Below are 19,722 nucleotides of genomic sequence, written 5' to 3' on the forward strand. Positions count from 1 at the left end.
CCAACATCCATCCAGAAAGGAGCTATCCTATGCCGAAATATGTGATCGAGCGCGAAATCCCCGGAGCAGGCAAAATGTCTGCACAGGATCTCCAGGGAATTGCGAAAAAGTCCTGCGGTGTGTTAGGCCAAATGGGCCCGAGAATTCAGTGGCTCCATAGCTATGTTGTCGACGATAAAATCTATTGCGTGTATATCGCCCCGAATGAGAAGATGGTGCGGGATCACGCCACCGCGGGTGGATTTCCCGCGAACAGGGTCTCCGAAGTCATGGCCATCATCGATCCGGTCACCGGCGGAGCCTGAGCGATCGGAAGCATTTTCTACGTGCTGAACGCCCCGGCCGCTCCGGGAAGAGAGAAATACGAAGGGATGAAAATGGGTGCCGACCGGCGTCCGGTGACATCGCGCTGTTTAAGGGGGAGAGCACAGGTTCTGTTGCTCTCCCTCGCTCTTTTTGGCATCGCCGGGCCCGTTCGGGCGCAGCATTCCGTTGCGCGCCAGTGGAACGAAGTGCTGATTGCCGCGATCAGGCAGGACCTCGCCAGGCCGACGGTTCACGCCCGCAATCTCTTTCACACCTCGATCGCGATGTACGACGCCTGGGCGGTCTACGATACGCTCGCTCAGACCTATTTTCTTGGAAAAACCGTCGGGGGATTCACCTGTCCCTTTGCGGGCATCGCCCCTCCCGTCGATCTGCATGCCGCGAGGGAACAGGCCATCAGCTACGCGACCTATCGTTTTCTTACGCACCGGTTCAGCAAGTCCCCCGGGGCCGTGCAGTCATTGCACCGTTTTGATTCCTTGATGATCAGACTCGGGTATGACACATCGTTCGCCTCCACAGACTACTCGAACGGTTCTCCTGCCGCGTTGGGCAACTACCTCGGGCAACAACTGATCGCCTACGGGCTGCAGGATGGCGCCAACGAAGCAAACGGCTACGCCAACACACACTATACGCCGGTCAACCCGCCTCTCGCTCCGATCCTTCCCGGCGACTCGAGCCTCATCGACCCAAACCGCTGGCAGCCACTCACCCTCAAGGTGATCATTGATCAGGCCGGAAACGTCATCCCCGGAGATACCACCAAGTTTCTCAGTCCGGAATGGGGGCAGGTGACTCCGTTCGCCCTCAAGGCCTCGGACAAGATAACGTATAACCGGGGCGGTTTTGATTATCAGGTCTATCACGATCCGGGGCCGCCCGCCTATATCGACACGCTGGATCCTGAAGGCGTCCTGACCCAGGCTTATAAATGGGCGTTCTCGCTGGTGGCGGTCTGGTCGGGTCAACTCGACGCGACAGACACCACCATGTGGGACATCTCGCCTGCCTCCATCGGGAACGTGCAGGATCTTCCGCAGACACTGACCGATCTCAAGAACTTCTACAAGCTGCAAGAAGGCGGCGATATCGGAACCGGCCGCACCCTGAATCCGCGCACCGGCCAGCCGTACCAGCCGCAATATGTCCCGCGCGGAGATTATACTCGCGTCCTTGCCGAGTTCTGGGCGGATGGCCCCACCTCGGAAACCCCGCCCGGGCATTGGTTCACGATTTTGAACTATGTCGACGATCATCCGTTGTTCCAGAAGCGCTTCCGGGGACAGGGGCCCGTTCTGGAAGACCTCGAGTGGGATGTGAAGTCGTATTTCGCGCTCGGCGGTGCGGTGCACGACGCCGCGATCGTCGCTTGGGGGATCAAGGGCTGGTATGATTATGTGCGGCCCATCTCGGCGATCCGCTGGATGGCGGATCACGGGCAGTGCAGCGATACGTCGCTACCAAGTTACTCACCGGCGGGAATTCCGCTCGTTCCAGGATACATCGAACTTGTCCAACACGGAGACTCTCTGGCGGGGGTGAATGACGTGAACGTGGGCAAAATCAAACTACATGCCTGGAGGGGACCCGATTCCACCAAGAACCCCAGGACAGATGTGATCGGGGTCGGCTGGATACTCGCGAAACGCTGGTGGCCGTATCAAAGGCCGACATTTGTGACCCCGCCGTTTGCAGGGTATGTCTCGGGACACTCCACCTACTCCCGGGCCGCGTCGGAGTTGATGACTCTCCTTACAGGCGATGAGTACTTTCCCGGCGGCATGGCAGAATTTCTGGCGCCGAGGAATGAATTTTTGGTCTTCGAAGACGGGCCGAGTGTCGATGTGATGCTCCAGTGGGCGACCTATCGCGACGCATCCGATCAGTGCAGTCTCTCCAGGATCTGGGGCGGTATTCACCCGCCGATCGACGATATGCCCGGCCGGATTCTCGGTAAGACTGTCGGGATCGACGCTTTTCAGCATGCGGAGCTTTACTTTAACGGTCAGATCACTGGCGTCAAGGAGGCTCCCTCGAATTCCGGCAAGCATCCGGTCCCCTGGACGCTTCTCTATCCGAATCCGGTGAGCGCGGGGAAGTCCGTGACCGTTCAGTTCAATCTCCCGGCGACGGATGTCGTACTGAACCTGTACAACATCCTCGGGCAGACGGTGCAGACCAGGACCCTCCCGTCCGTCGGAGTCCGTCAGGCGATTACGCTGAATACGAGCGCGCTCGCTTCGGGGACGTATATGTTGCGTGTGACGGGAAAGAACCGGATCTCGACCGACAGGATCTACATCGTCCGGTAACCAATCAGACCACCGGGATAGAAGGGACTTGACGTGGGACAATTAGAGTTGGGAAAGCAGTTTCAGCTACCACTTTTGTTCTTCGTGCTCCTTGGCTGCAGCGGAGCGGTAGAAACGGTCGATATCTCACACAGAACGAGAGTCTACCAGGCCGACTACCAGAAAGTACTCAAGGCCGTGGTCGATTATTGTAAGGAGAGCGGGTTCCCCGTCTCAACGGCGGACAAAGAATCAGGCCGGGTCGACACCGGCTACAGAATCAATGAAGGACTCGGGATGCCGATCGTCGTTCAATCGAGGGCGAAGCTGAGTTTTTCGCTCGAGAAGCTTTCAGATTCCGAAACAAAGGTGGTCGGAAGCGTCTCGATCGAGAAGGAAATCCATGGCGAATGGAGTCACGTCGACATCGGCGAAACCCCGGCAAGGGATGTTTACTACGAGATACTGACCGGGATTCAAACGAAACTCTCACAGTAGTCACAATACAGTCCTTATGAAACTATCGTCTCTGTTGATCTTGCTCTGCTCGGCAGTCGCGCTCAACTGCGGAAGCCAGCAGAGTCTTAGCGTCCGGACGCTTCCCTCGGGAAAGATGGTGAAAGTCATCGGCATCGGCCCGGTTACCTTCGGGGACGGGACGACGAGCATCATGTTGCAATACCTGACCGACTTCGGGATCGCCGACAGCTTGAGGGTCCGAATGGAAGTGGAGGAAATCTGGCAGGAATTCAGGAAGGATGCAGAAAAAGCTCAAACAAGTGTTGCAATCATCAGCGCGTGCGAAGACCCGAGCGGGTCCGCGATCGAGAGGGGAAAAGCATTCAACTTCGTTTTTCAGAAAGGTTCGGACGGAGAGTGGAAGATGGTGAACAAGTAGGTGGGTCTCCGGCCGAGCGTGTTGAGGTGTCATTAGAATATGAGATTTGTCGCGATCGATTTTGAGACTGCCGATTTTGGACCCGATAGCGCCTGCGCCGTAGGGCTTGTCACGGTCGAAGAGGGGGTGATCGTCGAAAAAAAATCGTTTCTCATCAAACCCCCGCGGGAGAATTTCTATTTTTCCTATCTCCACGGGATCACCTGGGAGGATGTGAAAGAGGAGCCGACCTTCGGAGAACTGTGGCCGCAGTTCAAGAAGGTGATCCGCGGGGCGGAATTTCTCGTCGCCCATAACGCGTCGTTCGACAAGGGGGTGCTCCATGCGTGCTGTGCGACGTACGGCGTCACCCCGCCCGCGCTTCCGTTTCAGTGCACGATGTGGCTCGCCCGCCGCCTCTGGAGCCTTTACCCGACGAACCTACCCGCTGTTTGCCGGCATTTCGATATTCCGCTCAACCATCATGACGCGGCTTCCGACACCGAGGCGTGCGCCCGCATCATGATTCACGCTCTACGGTCGATGTGAACCGGAATTTCTGACAACCAAAACTTGAGGAGGATACAATCGATGAAGAAGATAGTCCGATGGCTTTCATTTTCTGTGCTCCTGGTGGTTCTGTTGCTCTGCCTTCAAACGAGAGCATTCCCTCAGGTCCGGGTGGGCGGAGAGGCGGGAATCAACATCGCGACGCTTTCGGTTTCTCTGAATGATTTCTACTGGGACGATTCGAGGGTTTCCTCCTACGTAGGGCCGGCCTTCGGCGGAATAGTGCAGGCCGATCTGACAAGTCTCCTGTTCCTCAGGATCGAACCGATGTATGTTCAAAAGGGGACGAAGCTGCGTATCGACTACAGCGTCTTTGCCGGTCCGCCTTTGAGTACCACGCAACCCCTCAAGCTCGAGTTTCTTGAATTGCCGGTTACTCTCGGCATTCAGTTCGGTGAGGGTGCTCTCAGGCCGCATTTGTTTGCAGGTCCCAATATCGGGTACATGCTGACACGCGGATATAGCCGGATCGATTTCGCGCTCGATGCAGGCCTCGGCGGAGAATACGCGCTCTCCTCCGCATGTTCGATTCTCCTGGATGTCCGTTACTCTGCGGGACTCAATAATCTCAATTCCGAGGATCCGGGGGCTCCGGAACTCCGCTCCCGGGGCATTCAACCGATGGTCGGCCTGCTCTTCCGGCCCTGAGCAGAGTTTCCAGAGCGAAGGACTCTTACCGTTGAGCCATAGACAGGAGTTAAAGGGAGCTCTCATAGCCCTCGTCACAATTCTTGGTCTGACTCTCCTCTTCGTACTTCTTCTCCCGGACCCTTCGGGAGATTATTCCCGTCTCGGCACTCCCCGATCAAGCGGCGATGCGGAGCCCGGCTATCCGATGAAATTCAGCGTCGGATCCCTCGATCCCCGATTTGGAATCACCAGGGCGAGGTTCCTCAAACTGATAGGAGAAGCGGGGTCGGTGTGGGAGAGGCCGGTGGGTCTCGAGCTCTTCCGGTATGACTCGTCCGCTCCGTTTAGAATAGAAATGGTTTTTGACGCGAGACAACAGCGAAGGATCGAGGAGAGAATGATGAGGGGGAAGATCAGCCTGACGGGAAAGTCCTTCGACAACCTGAGGGATGAATATGATTCGAAGGTTGTGGTGGTGAAAGAGCTGGAAAGCAAGTATTCCGGGGACCTGTCGGCTTGCGAGCAGAAGGTTGAGGCGCACAATCGCAAGGTCGCGCGCTGGAACGAATCCGGAGGGGCGCCGAAGGAGGTCTATTCGGAGCTCAATGCGGAGGAGGTCGAGCTCAACAAGTTTCACGCAAACCTGGAACGGGAGCGTATCGCGCTGAACGTTGCGATATCGGAAGCGACCGCTCTGTCGGACGCCATCAATAAGCTGGTCACCCAATATAACCTCCAAATCGAGAACTACAACGGGCGGTTTGTATCCGTGCGGGAGTTCGAGAAGGGCCAGTTCAACGGGAGCGAAATCAATATCTATGAATATGAAGAAGAGGTGGACCTGAGGGCTGCCCTGGCTCACGAACTCGGCCACGCTCTCGGGTTCGGACATGTCGAAGACTCGACGTCGATCATGTTCTATAAATTGGAGAAGCAGGATCTGGCCCACCTCAGCCTCAAGGCGGGGGATATGCGTCTCCTGGAAGACAAATTTCCCGGCGCGCATTTGTCCCTCCCGAGGGCTGCGAGTCAAACCGGCAAGTAGCAGTTTGAAAGTCCTTCTCCTTTTCGTTACTTTGAGAGTATTATGAATGCCAAGACGATGTCGCTGGTCGCCGTGGCGATCGCTGTCGCCGGTGTGGTTTTCCTGGCTTTCAAGGACTATCTGATTTCTTCCAACCCTCTCGGACTTTCAATTCAAGGCCTCGCGTTTGGCCTGATGCTCTGGGCGCGCGTTACGTTTGGCAGGCGTAGCTTCCATGCCGGAGCCAATCCGACGGAAGGAGAGATGGTCACGCGAGGTCCCTACCGTTACCTGCGGCATCCTATCTATGCGGCCGCTACGTACTTCATCCTGGCAGGCGTCTTCTCTCACCGGTCGGCAGACGCGATCGCCGTTGCGGTCCTCGTTGTCCTTTGCCTGGTTGTGAGAATTCTCCTCGAAGAACAGTTCCTCAAAGCCGCGTATCCTGACTATGTGGAGTATTCCGGAAGGACCAAGAGAATAATCCCCTTTGTGTTCTGATGGAATTTATGAAAAGGATATCCTATGCGAGAGATAACCAAGAAATACTCGAACGGGGAGGTGACGATAGTCTGGAAGCCGCACCTGTGCTGGCATTCCGGTAAATGTGTCTTTGGGTTGCCGGCTGTATTTGACGTAAACCGAAGGCCCTGGATCGATCCGATGGGTGCGACGACGGAAGAGATTATCAATCAGGTCGAACAATGTCCCTCGAAGGCATTGTCGTACCTGGTCGATATGAAGCAGAAAGAGGTCGAACAACCCTCAAAATAAATGGGAGAAAGCAGGATTCTGCTCCCCGGGCTGAAACGGGTAAATCGACCCGGCATTGATCCACGTCAAGGCTCATCCGGAAAATTTTTCCTAACATAGACTGTGTGCGAATAGAAGACCCCGGTTCTTGACATCCAAGTCCTCGTGGTAATCGGGGTTCCGCACTTCAACGATTTATTTCTCTCCAATTGTCCCGGTTCAAAATGTGTTTATCCTTTAAATGCAGGAGTACCAACAGACGAGTCCGTGGAATGAGACCCGGCGTTGTTGGATTATTGATTCTCCTGATTTCAGTATCTTGCCTTTCCCAGACCCAGCATGTGGTAGCGGTCCCTGCTTCTGATGGAATTCTGCTTGATGCAACGTATTATGTGCCCTCGACATCTCCACCGCGTTCCGGATATCCTGCGATTATTTTCATTCATGGTTTTGCCATGAGCAAGGCCGAGACGGACGCCTCTGCCCAAATCTACGCCCGGATGGGGTACCTGACCTTTACCTATTCCGTGCGCGGGCACGGAAACTCCCAGGGGTTTTCGACGATCATGTCGTGGAAGGAACGCGACGATTTAAAAACGGTCGTTACGTATGTCGGCAACTTGCCGGGTGTGAACGCTTCGGCAATCGGGCTTACGGGCGGATCACAGGGCGGGCTCCATGGGTTGTGGGCGGCGGCGGATGACCTCCCGGTAGCGGCGATCACCGCCGACGTGATCGGTCCGCATTGGGCCTCCGACATGCTTGCCAATGGCTGCTATCGCACCACGCTTGCCTATCTCCTTTCCGCGAACACGGTGCGTTTCGACCCGATCCGCGATTCGCTCCTCAATCACTTCATCGCGGATGACTACGACGGTTTTTACACAAGGTTTGTTCCTCCCCGCGACATCGACGCCCGGGCTTTCGAGCTTGCAAGAACGCCCCTGATGATGTTCGGCAAATGGCAGGATCACTACTTCAGGGCGAACGAGGGGATCAACGCGTACGATGTGTACCGCGCGAGGAAGAATGCCGAAAAACTCTACATCGGTACCGGGGGACATTATTCTGACGATGTGCCGTCGGAATGGAACTATCAGTTCGGTTGGATCACCAGCTGGTTTGATCAATTTCTCATGGGCAACAACAACGGAATCCTGCGTCAACCCGATATCACGTATGCATACAGCGCGTTGCCGATGGATACGAACGGATATTTTACGTGGACACGGCGAACGTTGCCCGGCTGGCCTCCTGCAGGAATCACCCCCTTCAAATTCTATTTGTCGGCAAACGGTTCCCTGTCGCCCAACCCGCTTCCGGTTTCCAATGCGAGTCAGGTGCTCCTGAACGACTTCCGCGACCCGGACTATTCGATCTACTGGGCATACTGGGATGATTTTCAGGGCGAATGGTTCGATTCCTCATTTCACCGGCAGGCCCTCGTGTTCCAATCGGCCCCGTTGTCGGGGAATGTCGACTGGCTCGGCGTGCCGACGATGCATCTCTATGTCTCATCCGATGCGGACAAGTTTCCGGTCAACGCTCAGGTGTATGAAGTCGACCCCGCGGGCAACAAGTGTTTTGTCAACAGGATCAACTATGAGGGGAGAGGCAATCAGCCGGGCACCCTTCACGCCATCGACGCGGACGGAAATGCGCATGCGCACCGTTTCAAGGCAGGGAATTCAATCCGGATTGAACTGACGAATATTGATCAAACGAACAGAAAGCTGCTTGGATACTATCCCTTCGTCGTCCCGGTCTTCCAGCGAAGCCATACAACGATCTATATGGATGCGGCTCATCCCAGTTACATCGAGTTGCCCATTCTTGCAGGGATTCCGCTGGGAGTACCAACTGCCGGTGGGAATCCGACCCCGGAGGAATTCAGCCTCGCTCAGAACTATCCAAATCCGTTCAATCCCACGACGACGATCTACTATTCGCTGGCGCATCGGGCGAAAGTGGTCGTCGATATTTATGACGTCCTCGGAAGACAGGTCGAGAGGCTGGTTGATCAAGTCCAGGATCCGGGTGAGAAGTCTGTCCGTTGGGACGCCTCCGGCTTCTCGGGCGGAATCTACCTCTACCGGCTGGAGGCAACAAGCGGCTCGGATCCGTCCAACACATTTACAAGTGTGAAGAAAATGGTGCTGATCAAGTAAACAGAATCCAATAGGTTCGCCCCGCCGAAGCAACACTTCTTTGATTAACCTACCTCAAAACTGTACCTCCGATTTACCTCGGAATTGAATCATAGGGGGGCGATAGAGTTCCTCGAGCGTCTCTTCCACTCTTTGGCACAATCCGGTACTGGCTGATTTTCGTTCACTTATCGTCCCGCGACCTGAAGGTCGCGGCTACCGATTCCTCGGGCTTGGTAGCCGCAGCCTTTAGGCTGCGGTCTTTTGGTTCGGCAGTCGAATTTCGGCCTCCCCCGACCACTCGGTGCTGTCTCAATTTGGCCGAACGTCTCTCCACTTCGTCATGCTGACATGCTCCTGCTCAGCATCTTTCAACTCTTTTATGAAGATTCCGACCTAAAACATGTCGGGATGACGAGAGAAGATGAAACTGCGGCACTACCTACAATCTCTGACTGTGGTATGTTAACAGAGAAACCTTTATCTTCTGGGGATTATATCATTCATCCGATTGCGTGCTTGAAATGAAGATGCTTTTCACCGGCCTGCGGGCCGTTGTGTACGGAACCGGATTTGTGGCGCTCTGGGCGTGGATCAGCCTTGGATTTCGCGCATACGACCGGTACATTCCGATTGTGCTGCCCGGGTGGGCGGAGCCGCTCGGAATTGTGCAGCTCTCCCTGGGAGGAATTCTCGGGCTCCTGTGTGTGGGCACGCTTGTGTTGCGCGGAGAAGGGACACCGGCTCCGTTCGATCCTCCCCGCGAATTTGTCGCATCGGGTCCCTATCGGATTGTGCGGAACCCCATGTACATCGGCGGATGGGTGGCGCTCATGGGATTCGGATTTTACCAGCATTCGATTTCAATTCTCCTTTTTTCGCTTGTCTGGCTCTTTCTCATTCACATGCTAGTCTGCTATATCGAGGAGCCCGGATTGGAGCGCCGGTTCGGAGAGAGCTATCGGGAGTACAAACGATCTGTCAACCGTTGGATCCCCCGCGCGCACTGAGTCGCCCGCCGAGACAGAAACTCCCCCCGACCATGAAACCGCTCTACATAAGCGCAGAAGAAGTGGTGCGATACCTTCCGATGGAAAGGTGCATTGCGTTAATGGAAGAGGCATTCACCTCTCTGGTCTCGGGAAAAGCGTTGCAACCCCTTCGCTCGATCATGTGGCTCCCTGAAAAAACGGGCGGATTGGGAATGATGCCCGCCCATTCATCAGACAAGAACATGATCGGAATAAAAGTGATCAGCGTGTTTCCGGACAATAAGAAGTATGGTTACAGCTCCCACCAAGGAGTGGTACTCCTTTTCGAGAGTACCCACGGACAACTGCTCGCCATCATCGATGCGGATGCAATTACAGCGATACGGACCGCGGCAGTCAGCGGATTGGCGACAAAATTGCTGGCAAGAGATGTCTCTTCCACTCTTGCCCTCCTCGGTTCGGGAACGCAGGCAGCGCAACATGTCGAGGCGATGTTTTGCGCGGGAAAAATCAGTGCAATCAAAATCTGGAGCCGCGATTACTCGAACGCTGAAGCGCTTGCGCGCGCGACCTCAAAAAAACATAACGTCTCCGCAATCGCGGTAAAGGATTCAAGAGAGGCTGTGATCGATGCCGATCTTATCTGCACAACGACTGCCTCGGCGACTCCCGTCGTGCTGGGGGAATGGATAAAGAAGGGGGCCCACATCAATGCCGTCGGAGCGTGCATCCCTTCGGCAAGGGAGTTCGATACCTCGGCGGTTCTCAACTCAAAACTGTATACGGACAGGTACGAATCGCTCTTCAGAGAAGCGGGTGATTTCGTAATTCCCAGGAAAGAGGGAGCCCTTACTGACGATCATGTGAAGGGAGAATTGGGAGAGGTTCTGGTGGGTTCGAAGAAAGGGAGGGAGACCGAAAGCGAGATCACGTTTTTTAAGTCGCTCGGCATAGCGATCGAGGATATTTATGCGGCCGAGCATGTTTATCGAGCCGCTACTCAGGGAAAGGCATCGGAATGACGCCGATTGCCCCACTACCGGTTCCCATTCCGCTCGATGATATCAAAGCTGCCAGGGAGCGGATTCGCGGCAGAGTGAACCGCACCCCTCTGATACGATTCTATCATGAGGACTTTCCCGGCGAACTATACCTCAAGCTCGAGAATCTTCAACCGATCGGGTCTTTTAAGCTGCGAGGCGCCAGCAACGCCATGGCCCTCGCGCCCAGGGCTACGCTCGCCGAAGGTGTCTATACCCCGAGCGCTGGAAACATGGCACAGGGTGTGGGGTGGAACGCCAGGGCGATGAACATCCCCTGCACAGTGATTGTGCCCGATCACGCCCCGCAGGCCAAGCTGGACGCGATCACCAGATTAGGGGCGAAGTACATCAAGATACCCTTCGAGAAGTGGTGGCAGGTCCTGGTCACGCGGGAGTTCGAAGGAATGAAAGGCTTCTTTGTCCACCCGGTGAGCGATCTGGCGGTCATTGCGGGGAACGGAACGGTGGGTTTGGAGATCGTCGAAGACCTTCCGGATGTCGATGGGGTGGTTGTGCCGTATGGCGGGGGTGGATTGATCTCCGGAATAGCTTCGGCGATACGCGCCTTGCGTCCGGGAACAAAAATCTACGCTTCCGAAACATCCACTGCGGCTCCCCTCTTCAAGTCTCTCGAGGCGGGAAGTCCGCAAAAGGTGGAATATGTCCCGAGCTTTATCGACGGCATCGGAAGTGCGGGATTACTTGAAGAAATGTGGCCCCTTGTCAGCTCGCTGGTAACCGGATCGATCGTAGTGAGTCCCTCGGACATTGGACGGGCGATCAAGTTGCTCATTCAACGGAGCCGCGTGATCGCGGAGGGAGCAGGAGGCTCTTCGCTTGCGGCCGCTCTGACTGGAAAAGCAGGGCATGGAAAGATTGTGTGTGTCATTTCCGGCGGGAACATTGATCTCGATAAGGTGGCGAAGATAATGAGGGATGAGGTGCCTTAAGTTTGTACGATGTTCTGGCGATCTTCTACTCGGTGTTGTTTTATTTTGTCATCCTGAGCGAAGCGAAGGATCTCGTAGATCGGAATGACGAGATCCTTCGGTCGCTACGCTCCCTCAGGATGACATGTTCGGGCGATTGAGACACTACCCAATTTTCTTGCTTCTGACGGAAATTGTGTTTAACTTCGTGCGCGAAACCGCTGCCTGTAAATGCGGGAGGTTCTGCCAAATTACCCCCATAATCAGTTGACTCATCTAGTCTAAACAACCGCTTTAAGCGCTCAGGCTTTGTTTCTTGGGATGTATCACGAGGGCGTGCTCCCCGGGAAAACAAGACTGATCGATCTTATGTACTTATCCAGAAAGGGAACTACATTGAAAGGCGTCGCCCTTCTCGTATCCTTCCTGCTGATCGCTCTTGCAGGATGTGCTGAAAACGAAACATCCGTCTCCGTTCGTGACCGGGAGAATAGCCCTTCATCGGGTTTGACAAATGATACACCGATTTCTCAGGCGACCCAGTCGTATCCGATTACGGAAATGTTCAATCCCTGTAACGGGGAAAATATTTCGACCTCGGGGACGATTACAATTTCGACGCAAACGGTTCATCGGCCCGACGGTCTCTATTCCATGTCGTATCATCTGACCACGAACAGAATCAATGGAGTCGGTCAAACGACGGGGACAAGATATCAGATCAAGGAGAACAGTAACTATTACGGCACTTGGGATGGGACATCTTCCTCTGCATCCCAGGTGATCACATTCAGCGTCCACGCGTTCTCCAGCGATGTATCTGATTTTATGTTTAAGCTGTCTTGCATGGCATCGGTAGATGATGCGGGAACTTCCACTCTCACCCATTACACCCAGTCGTACATCTGCAGGTAATTCGTCCCTGCAATGCCGCAGCCTCAGGCTGCGCCGATCATTCGGGTTTGGTAGCCGCAGCCTTTAGGCTGCGTTCGTTGCCTCGTGTTTGGTAGCCGCCGCCTTCATGGTAGTGGCTCTTCTTCCTATGAACTCGTCATGCTGACATGCTCCTGGTCAGGATCTTTCAACTCTTTTAGAAAGATCCCGACCTAAGAAAATGCCGGGATGACGACATGAGATGAAACTGCGACACCACCCTCCTCCGAGTTGACACTCCCTCCGCTTTTCGCTACGTTTCCTGAGCAGATGATGCGCCAGATATCAATCATTCTCGCCCTCTCGGGGCTCGCGTTGATTTCGTTGCCGGGCCGTGCCTTGGCTCAGGCCTCTCCGACGGCCCGGTTTGCCGTCATAGGGGATTACGGATTCGCCGGGCAACCCGAAGCAGATGTCGCAACCCTGGTGAGCGGCTGGAATCCGGAGTTTATTGTCACCACTGGCGACAATAACTACGAGGACGGCCTCGCTTCGACGATCGACCAGAACATCGGGCAATATTATCATCAGTACATATTTCCCTATACCGGAGCGTATGGAACCGGAGACACTGTAAACCGTTTCTTTCCTTCCCTCGGGAACCATGATTGGAAATCACCGGGGGCGCAACCCTACCTCAATTACTTCGCTCTCCCCGGTAATGAGCGATACTATGACTTCGTGGCGGGCAATGTTCAGTTCTTCTGCATCGACAGCGATACTCTCGAACCGGATGGAACTTCGAGCTCCTCAATACAAGCGCAATGGTTGCAGAACAGGCTTTCAATTTCCTCCGCTCGCTGGAGGATTGTCATCTTCCATCACCCGCCCTACACATCGGGAACTACGCACGGATCGACGACGCGCATGCGCTGGCCGTTCCAGGAATGGGGTGCGACAACCGTTCTCTGCGGGCATGAGCACATCTATGAGAGGATTGAGATCAACAAACTCCTCTATATCGTCAACGGCTTGGGAGGGAAAAGCCTCTACCCGCTCGGCGCCCCGATTGCCGGCAGCCAGTATCGGTACAATTCCAATTACGGGGCCCAGCTTGTGACGGCGTACGAGGACAGTATCGTGTTTGCCTTCTACAATCGCGCGGGTACTCTGATTGACCACTATACGATCAAAACCGTCAGGTCAGTCGACATCCGCCAGAATTGGAATATGGTTTCCGTTCCCCTTACCGCGAGCGATTTCAAGAAAACAGCCCTTTTCCCGACTGCAGTCTCTCCGGCGTTTTTCTATCAAGATGCCTACCTGCACAGAGACACCCTGGCGAATGGAGAAGCATACTGGCTCAAGTTTGACGGGGATCAAACTGTTCCAATCAGCGGGACACCCCGTACCCTCGACACCATCGATGTTAGAGAAGGTTGGAATATGATCGGATCGATCAGTTCGTCCGTGGAGGTGTCTGGTGTCTCTTCAGCCCCCGGCGGGCTCATCACCTCGAGGTTTTTCGGCTATGATGGCAGCTATGCTCCGACTGACAGCATCCGGCCCGGGAAGGGCTACTGGGTGAAGGTAAATCAAGACGGAAAGCTGATACTCGAGTCATCGCCGGCCGCGGTGGGCGGCGCGGAACGAATCAAAATAGTGCCAACGGAAGAGCTTCCGCCCCTTCCGCCTGATCGCGATCAAGAGTCAACTCCAATTCCGCGATTCTATTCGCTGGCACAAAACTATCCTAATCCCTTCAATCCGTCAACGTCGATCTCATTTTCAATCCCGAAACGGACTCACGTCCGGCTCCAGATCTTCAATCCGATCGGGCAGCTCATTTCCACACTAATCGAGGAAGACAAACCGCCCGGCAATTACACGGCGACTTGGGATGCGAGCTCCAATGCAAGCGGGTTATACATCTATCGCATATCAGCGGGAGGTTATGTCGCGACGAAAAAAGCTGTTCTGATAAGATGAAACAGATTGGAAAATGGAAGAGAAGTACAAATACGCCATACTCGCCCTTGTCGCTTCCTTGTTGGGGAATGTGGTCGGCTGGATCGATTCGCGGCCGACCTGGGGATACTCCGTTCTCCTCGTAGTGCTCATTCCAATTCCGGTTCTTTCACAGACGTTACACATTCAGGATGCAGGTGCATTCATTAGGGAAACACTCACTCATTTCGTCGCCACGGAGGCCCCCTTATTAGTCGCGAGGGTCTAGCCCATAATTAATCCCTTTGGACTAGTAGGTTCCTGCCCCCGAATGTGTTACATTACAATTACACGATTCTGATCCTCAGCACGCGGCACCCTCCCACCGGGGTTCCTCCACCAGGTTCAAATGGTATATCCCATTATACATCTTATGCTCGCCGTTCTCTTCCTTCCAGCTCCTTCGGAGATCCCTGCTACACACGATATGGGAGACCGGGAGTTCAACCGAATGAATTACCTCCAGGCAGTCGCCCTCTATAATTCCGTCTTGCCGAAATCCCCAGACTCCGTCGTCGTGCTCTGGCGGATCGCCAGGGCATGGACTTGCCTGGCCGACACGTCGATCCCGGAAAATAAACTGGCACTGTATAAACAGGCGCTCGTGTTCGCGCACCGGGCTGTGCGCGCAGACTCAACGAACTCAGAGGCTCACGCGTGGTTAGCTGCCTCCTACGGGAATATTGCCATGTTCGAAGGGAGCAAGACAAAGGTGCGGCTCTGCCACGTTATTAAGAGAGAAATAGACCTGGCCATCAAACTCGATTCTTCCGACGATGTGGCGTACTCGATCCTCGGTTCATTTTATAAAGCGCTCGGGGATGTCAGTTGGGTGGAAAAGCAACTGGCGAATGTTTTCCTGGACGGTCTTCCGGACGGCGGGTATGGAGAAGCGGATGTCGCTTTCAGGACGGCGATCAAATTGGCTCCGGGCGTCATACGAAATCACTACGAGCTTGGCAAAGTGTATATGTGCCAGGATCGTCGCGGTGAAGCATTGACTGAATTCCGAAAGGTCCTTTCACTTCCGGTTTCCGTCAGCGTGGATCGTGAAATGCAGAAATCTGCGGGTCGATTCGCGAACGGATTGGAAAACTGATCGTTGCGGGCTGTGAATGGGGCCTTGGATTGAAAATCCGAAAAATCTCATCGCGAGCCATGCCGCCTCCGTCATCCTGCCTCCCCGGCAAGTTTCGAAAGTGAGGGAAGGTATTGTTTGAGGATCATGCGTGGCATCTTTGAAGACCCGGTCACTCCATCAGGAACTCAGATCAATCAGTCAAAGTAGGCGGAATTCGATGAGTGTTTGCTCCCGGCATATCTCCCGTTGCCCCGCTGGTGCATCCCGAGCCCCAATTGACATTAGCCATCTTTCTCTCTACTATGGGTAAACTTACTTCTTAATTCGGGAGAATCGCACACGGGGGCTGTGCTACCATCAAGACCCATCCATGAATCCGTATGTGGCGGATGCATGGGTGGGTTTTGACATTTCAGATCATCTATGGACTGGCGTCCCGGTTGGCCCGGTTCACAGACAAGGGAGAGGGATCTAACGTGATTTCAAAAACATGCATCATTGTTCTGGCGCTCACTCTGGGCGGCTGCTCCTCATCCACGCTTGTGGTTCCCACCGATCAGCGAGGCGGCATCTCGATTGAGAGTTTCAACCAGACGATTCAATTCGAGGATGTGAAAGTCTTGTTCAACGACGGCTCGGAAGTGAGGGGCAGGGGGGTTCATATCGAACATGATTCTGTTTCGTGGCAATCGACAGAATCTGACAGTCTCTTTCATGTCCCTGTCGCAAACATACACACGATCTCGACAAACTCCAATAAGTTAAAGGGGGGTTTGCTCGGGTTTACGGCCGGGGCGGCGGGAGGTGCGCTTGCAGGCTCCCGCATCGCGGATGGGTTCGACGCCAGCAGCGACAGTAAAGGGCTTACTATGGCGTTGGGCACCGCCGGGGGAGCGGTTGCAGGCGGGTTAATCGGAACCATCGTGGGCTTAAGCATCACTAAACCGCATGTCTACGAGTTCAGAGGCGGCTCATCCCGTTGAAGGAGAATGACTCCCGCTAGAATTTCCCCCTTTTGAATCTCTCGCCAAAAAAAAATCCAAAGGTGGCGGGGTGAAAATGAAAACGGGCAGTTTCCTCTGCCCGTTTTCGTCAGGACGCCTCGGACTTGAACATCGGCCTACCCATGTGCAAGACTTACTTGTGGGAGGTGTAAAGGAAGTGAATTTGGTCCGCTGTGAGCGCCCTCCTGTAGATGCGTAAGTTGTCCATCGCCCCCTGGAACACTCCATAGTCCGCCGATATTTCTTGAGTGTATCCGATAAGCAGAGGGCTTGACGAGATATTAAACGTCGAGTATGAATCTCCAACTTCCTGTTTCAGACTCCCGTTGATATAGAGTTGCATATGATGGTTCTGGCGATCGATCACCGCCCCGACGAATAGCCACTGCCCGATCTGATGACATGGAGATTCCTCAATCAACTCATTCTGACCACCGCTATCTCCGGCGGAATAGATCTGGAGATAGGGACAGGCGAAGTTATCTTTCCAGGTGATGAGATACTCTCTGTTTGAGAAACCCTCCGTTTGAGGCGCCCCCTTGGATATGAGCAGCGGATAGTTGTTCGTGACGCTGTCGATCCTCATCCACATTGTAATGGTCAACTGGTTCGTGGGATTCAGACTCGGGCTGTTGTCCACGGTGATGTAATTATCCACACCATTGAAGAGGTAAGCGCTATTGGGGTTTCCCCACGCGTCTGGCACGTATACTTGATTGATTGCAGAACCATTGTTGACATCGTTCGGATTGAGGCTTGAGTCCACTGTATTTCCCTCGAACGGGAAATAAAGGACCAATCCTGTAGTAATGTCGGGGTTGCTGACGTTCCCCCAGCTCACATGTATTTCCAGATTTCCGGTCGCCGGTTCAAGGACAAGGTCCGCGTGGGCGGTTTCTCCTGAGAGAACTGTTACGTCCGTTTCCCCTGAAAAGCGGACGACGTCGGCTTCGTCCATCGCCGTCACCTTCAAGTGCCAGGTCCCGATGGCGATGTCCTGGAATGTTCCGGTTGCGGCCTGTCCACTGTCGGCAATCGTCAGCTCAAGGAAAACGCTTTCAAATCCTTCCCGGGAAAGAGCGGCTACAACGTGGGTGATGGATGCGGGTACACGCTCGAAGCGAATCACGATCTTTCCAGCCGGCTGAGGCGTATCGATGACACGCACGCTATTCTGGCAGCTGAACGTGGCGAATGCGAACGCAAGGATTGCGAGGTGATGTGCGAGTCTCATGATGGATCCTCCTCTCGAATGGAAATTGCCTTGACTCGAATACAACCCTCCTATGGAGTCAAGAATGCTAAAGGCGTGATGGCGACGCGGAAGTCCTCCAAACCGGTGAGCTCCCGGACCCGAATCGAATCTACTAATAATGCATTCAAAGTTCAACTTTCATTCGGCACCGGAGATTGTTCCCCCGAGTGACCCTAAACCGATGAATCCAGGCCCAATTTGATGTGTGTAGAAGTGCATTTGGCCCGACCTCCCTAGAAAGCGAGCTCTATCGCCTTAATCAGTCCGACCAGATTATGACTCCAGTTTTCCTTATTGGGAAGATTTCATAGTATATTGGGACGATGCTCGCAAACAATCATAATACATCGCGTTGTGAGGGAATAAGGGTCGTCCATTTTACGCCCGGGAATGAAGTCCCAAAGGAAGATTTGAAGCCGGGAGATTTCATCCTAACGCATGGAAACACATTTTACAGTTATCTCATTCGATTCGGTCAAGGCATCAGGTTCTATGGAGTGGATAGAAAGTATACCTGGTGGAGCCATGCCGCGATGATCACTTCCGTAGATGGTGAATTAGTTGAAGCGCTTGGGCCCGGGGTGGAGCAAACAAATATATCAAGGTATAAGGAGACCGATTATCATCTCATTCAGCTTGGAAGTCTCGCGGATGAACACGATCGGCAACAGGTCGTCGAATTTGCAAAGTGGTGTTTGGGGGAGCAATACGGGTGGGTGACAATCTTGAGTATAGCAATCGGGTTGATCATGGGAGGCAAGTTCAAGTTCGGATTTGACGGACAGCAGATTTGTTCCGGTCTCGTAGCCCGGGCCCTTGAAAGAACTGATGCGATTTTTGACCGTTCACCTTCGCACATCATGCCCGCGGATCTTGCAAAGTATTTTTCTGTGGAACCCCCGCCGAAGGGATCAAGTAAAGGAACGATTCCAAAGTATAGAAGACCCTGAGATTGAACCCCCGTGGGCGGTTCAAATTTCGTATAAAGCTTTTAGGGCTGGCCAGGTTACCTTTTCAACAAGTCAAACAACCGACATAACATGACAGAAACAAATCCCAACTCACGATTAGAAGCGTTTTGCGATGGAGTGTTTGCAATAGCGCTGACGCTCTTGATTCTGGACATAAAAATTCCGCCGTCGGAAACCATAAATAATAATGCCGAATTCTGGCTCGCCCTCAAGCATCTTGCCCCGTCGGTATTTGCTTTTGTCTTAAGCTTTGTGATAATCCTGATCACATGGGTAAATCACCACAACGGTTTGAAAATGTTGAACAAATCGTCGCCCGCGTTTATCTATGCGAATGGTTTGCTCTTGCTTACAGTTGTGATTATTCCATTTCCCACCGCCTTGCTGGGCCAATATATATTCACCGACCACGCTGCTCCCGCCGTGATTCTCTATACCGCTGTCCTGGCGCTTCAAGCCATTGCCTGGATCCTAATGACCGGTGTCACCATCAGGAATCACCTGGCGAAGAATGAAAGCGCCGCTTTGATGACGCGTAAACAGAATATGTATGGGTATTATGGCTTCTCGCTTTATATCGTGTTGGGGATTCTCGCTGTTTGGTTTCCACTTACGGTTGCAATCGTTACCACCTTCATCTGGATCTTTTGGTTAGTACTTGGGATTAGTCTCAAGCACGAGTGAATTGAACCGGGGGGTTATTCAGGTTGCAGCATTGAGACGCGGCAGGCCATAAAAGAAAACGGGCAGTGAAAACTGCCCGTTTTATGCTGCCCGGCTAGGACTCGAACCTAGACTTCCTTGATCCAGAGTCAAGTGTGTTGCCAATTACACCACCGGGCAATGTCAAAAACACCAATTTTACCAAGGGGTTCTCTGGAAGGGGGCTGATTTAGCCGCGAGGGTGCAACCATTTTGCAACCACTGGGGTCAATTGGTATAGAA

The 19,722-nt window shown here is 53.9% G+C and carries 21 protein-coding genes and 1 tRNA gene; 20 read left to right on the forward strand and 2 right to left on the reverse strand.

What is annotated here, in order from left to right; genetic code table 11:
- Positions 1-29 precede the first annotated feature (29 nt).
- The 18 genes from VI215_00225 to VI215_00310 all read left to right on the forward strand — a co-directional run bounded on the left by VI215_00225 (position 30) and on the right by VI215_00310 (position 16,530).
- Entirely contained in the window at positions 30-305 is a 276-nt protein-coding gene (locus VI215_00225) for a DUF4242 domain-containing protein (protein ID HEY6190730.1), read from the forward strand.
- A 21-nt stretch (positions 306-326) separates the two neighbouring features.
- Positions 327-2,642 (forward strand): T9SS type A sorting domain-containing protein, encoded by a 2,316-nt coding sequence (locus VI215_00230; protein HEY6190731.1) that lies wholly within the window; start codon positions 327-329, stop codon positions 2,640-2,642.
- Positions 2,643-2,717: 75 nt separating this feature from the next.
- On the forward strand, positions 2,718-3,119 hold the full coding sequence (locus VI215_00235; protein HEY6190732.1) for a hypothetical protein: 402 nt from the start codon (positions 2,718-2,720) through the stop codon (positions 3,117-3,119).
- Positions 3,120-3,153: 34 nt separating this feature from the next.
- Positions 3,154-3,519 (forward strand): hypothetical protein, encoded by a 366-nt coding sequence (locus VI215_00240; GenBank protein ID HEY6190733.1) that lies wholly within the window; start codon positions 3,154-3,156, stop codon positions 3,517-3,519.
- A gap of 39 nt (positions 3,520-3,558) precedes the next feature.
- Positions 3,559-4,047 (forward strand): 3'-5' exonuclease, encoded by a 489-nt coding sequence (locus VI215_00245; GenBank protein HEY6190734.1) that lies wholly within the window; start codon positions 3,559-3,561, stop codon positions 4,045-4,047.
- A gap of 42 nt (positions 4,048-4,089) precedes the next feature.
- A complete protein-coding gene (locus VI215_00250; GenBank protein HEY6190735.1) occupies positions 4,090-4,716 on the forward strand; it encodes a porin family protein in 627 nt (208 codons plus the stop codon).
- A 31-nt stretch (positions 4,717-4,747) separates the two neighbouring features.
- A complete protein-coding gene (locus VI215_00255; protein HEY6190736.1) occupies positions 4,748-5,743 on the forward strand; it encodes a matrixin family metalloprotease in 996 nt (331 codons plus the stop codon).
- Positions 5,744-5,785: 42 nt separating this feature from the next.
- Positions 5,786-6,223: a methyltransferase gene (locus VI215_00260; GenBank protein ID HEY6190737.1), complete on the forward strand. Its 438-nt coding sequence runs from the start codon at positions 5,786-5,788 to the stop codon at positions 6,221-6,223.
- A gap of 24 nt (positions 6,224-6,247) precedes the next feature.
- Positions 6,248-6,496: a (4Fe-4S)-binding protein gene (locus VI215_00265; protein HEY6190738.1), complete on the forward strand. Its 249-nt coding sequence runs from the start codon at positions 6,248-6,250 to the stop codon at positions 6,494-6,496.
- A 251-nt stretch (positions 6,497-6,747) separates the two neighbouring features.
- Positions 6,748-8,643, forward strand: a complete 1,896-nt coding sequence (locus VI215_00270) for an alpha/beta fold hydrolase (GenBank protein HEY6190739.1) — start codon at positions 6,748-6,750, stop codon at positions 8,641-8,643.
- 503 nt (positions 8,644-9,146) lie between these two features.
- Entirely contained in the window at positions 9,147-9,632 is a 486-nt protein-coding gene (locus tag VI215_00275; protein ID HEY6190740.1) for an isoprenylcysteine carboxylmethyltransferase family protein, read from the forward strand.
- Between the two features lie 32 nt (positions 9,633-9,664).
- Positions 9,665-10,636, forward strand: coding sequence for an ornithine cyclodeaminase family protein (locus tag VI215_00280; GenBank protein ID HEY6190741.1), 972 nt, complete (start codon positions 9,665-9,667; stop codon positions 10,634-10,636).
- A gap of 74 nt (positions 10,637-10,710) precedes the next feature.
- On the forward strand, positions 10,711-11,607 hold the full coding sequence (locus VI215_00285) for a pyridoxal-phosphate dependent enzyme (protein HEY6190742.1): 897 nt from the start codon (positions 10,711-10,713) through the stop codon (positions 11,605-11,607).
- A 540-nt stretch (positions 11,608-12,147) separates the two neighbouring features.
- Positions 12,148-12,501: a hypothetical protein gene (locus tag VI215_00290; GenBank protein ID HEY6190743.1), complete on the forward strand. Its 354-nt coding sequence runs from the start codon at positions 12,148-12,150 to the stop codon at positions 12,499-12,501.
- Between the two features lie 291 nt (positions 12,502-12,792).
- Positions 12,793-14,448 carry a metallophosphoesterase gene (locus VI215_00295; GenBank protein HEY6190744.1) on the forward strand — a complete coding sequence of 552 codons (1,656 nt, stop codon included), beginning with the start codon at positions 12,793-12,795 and terminating at the stop codon, positions 14,446-14,448.
- 13 nt (positions 14,449-14,461) lie between these two features.
- Positions 14,462-14,695 carry a hypothetical protein gene (locus VI215_00300; GenBank protein ID HEY6190745.1) on the forward strand — a complete coding sequence of 78 codons (234 nt, stop codon included), beginning with the start codon at positions 14,462-14,464 and terminating at the stop codon, positions 14,693-14,695.
- Between the two features lie 222 nt (positions 14,696-14,917).
- Positions 14,918-15,565 carry a hypothetical protein gene (locus VI215_00305; GenBank protein ID HEY6190746.1) on the forward strand — a complete coding sequence of 216 codons (648 nt, stop codon included), beginning with the start codon at positions 14,918-14,920 and terminating at the stop codon, positions 15,563-15,565.
- A gap of 458 nt (positions 15,566-16,023) precedes the next feature.
- Positions 16,024-16,530, forward strand: a complete 507-nt coding sequence (locus VI215_00310) for a hypothetical protein (GenBank protein HEY6190747.1) — start codon at positions 16,024-16,026, stop codon at positions 16,528-16,530.
- A gap of 154 nt (positions 16,531-16,684) precedes the next feature.
- On the opposite strand, the gene VI215_00315 is transcribed toward VI215_00310, so the two are convergent.
- Positions 16,685-17,785, reverse strand: a complete 1,101-nt coding sequence (locus VI215_00315; protein ID HEY6190748.1) for a LamG domain-containing protein — start codon at positions 17,783-17,785, stop codon at positions 16,685-16,687.
- A gap of 344 nt (positions 17,786-18,129) precedes the next feature.
- On the opposite strand from VI215_00315, the gene VI215_00320 reads away from it, so the two are divergent.
- Both VI215_00320 and VI215_00325 read left to right on the forward strand, forming a co-directional pair.
- Positions 18,130-18,756 carry a hypothetical protein gene (locus VI215_00320; GenBank protein HEY6190749.1) on the forward strand — a complete coding sequence of 209 codons (627 nt, stop codon included), beginning with the start codon at positions 18,130-18,132 and terminating at the stop codon, positions 18,754-18,756.
- Between the two features lie 90 nt (positions 18,757-18,846).
- Positions 18,847-19,461: a TMEM175 family protein gene (locus VI215_00325; GenBank protein HEY6190750.1), complete on the forward strand. Its 615-nt coding sequence runs from the start codon at positions 18,847-18,849 to the stop codon at positions 19,459-19,461.
- An 86-nt stretch (positions 19,462-19,547) separates the two neighbouring features.
- Here VI215_00325 and VI215_00330 read toward each other — a convergent pair.
- Positions 19,548-19,620: transfer RNA gene (locus VI215_00330), tRNA-Gln, on the reverse strand.
- Positions 19,621-19,722 lie beyond the last annotated feature (102 nt).

Source organism: Bacteroidota bacterium (assembly GCA_036522515.1).
Classification (GTDB): Bacteria; Bacteroidota; Ignavibacteria; order UBA10030; family SZUA-254; genus VBOC01.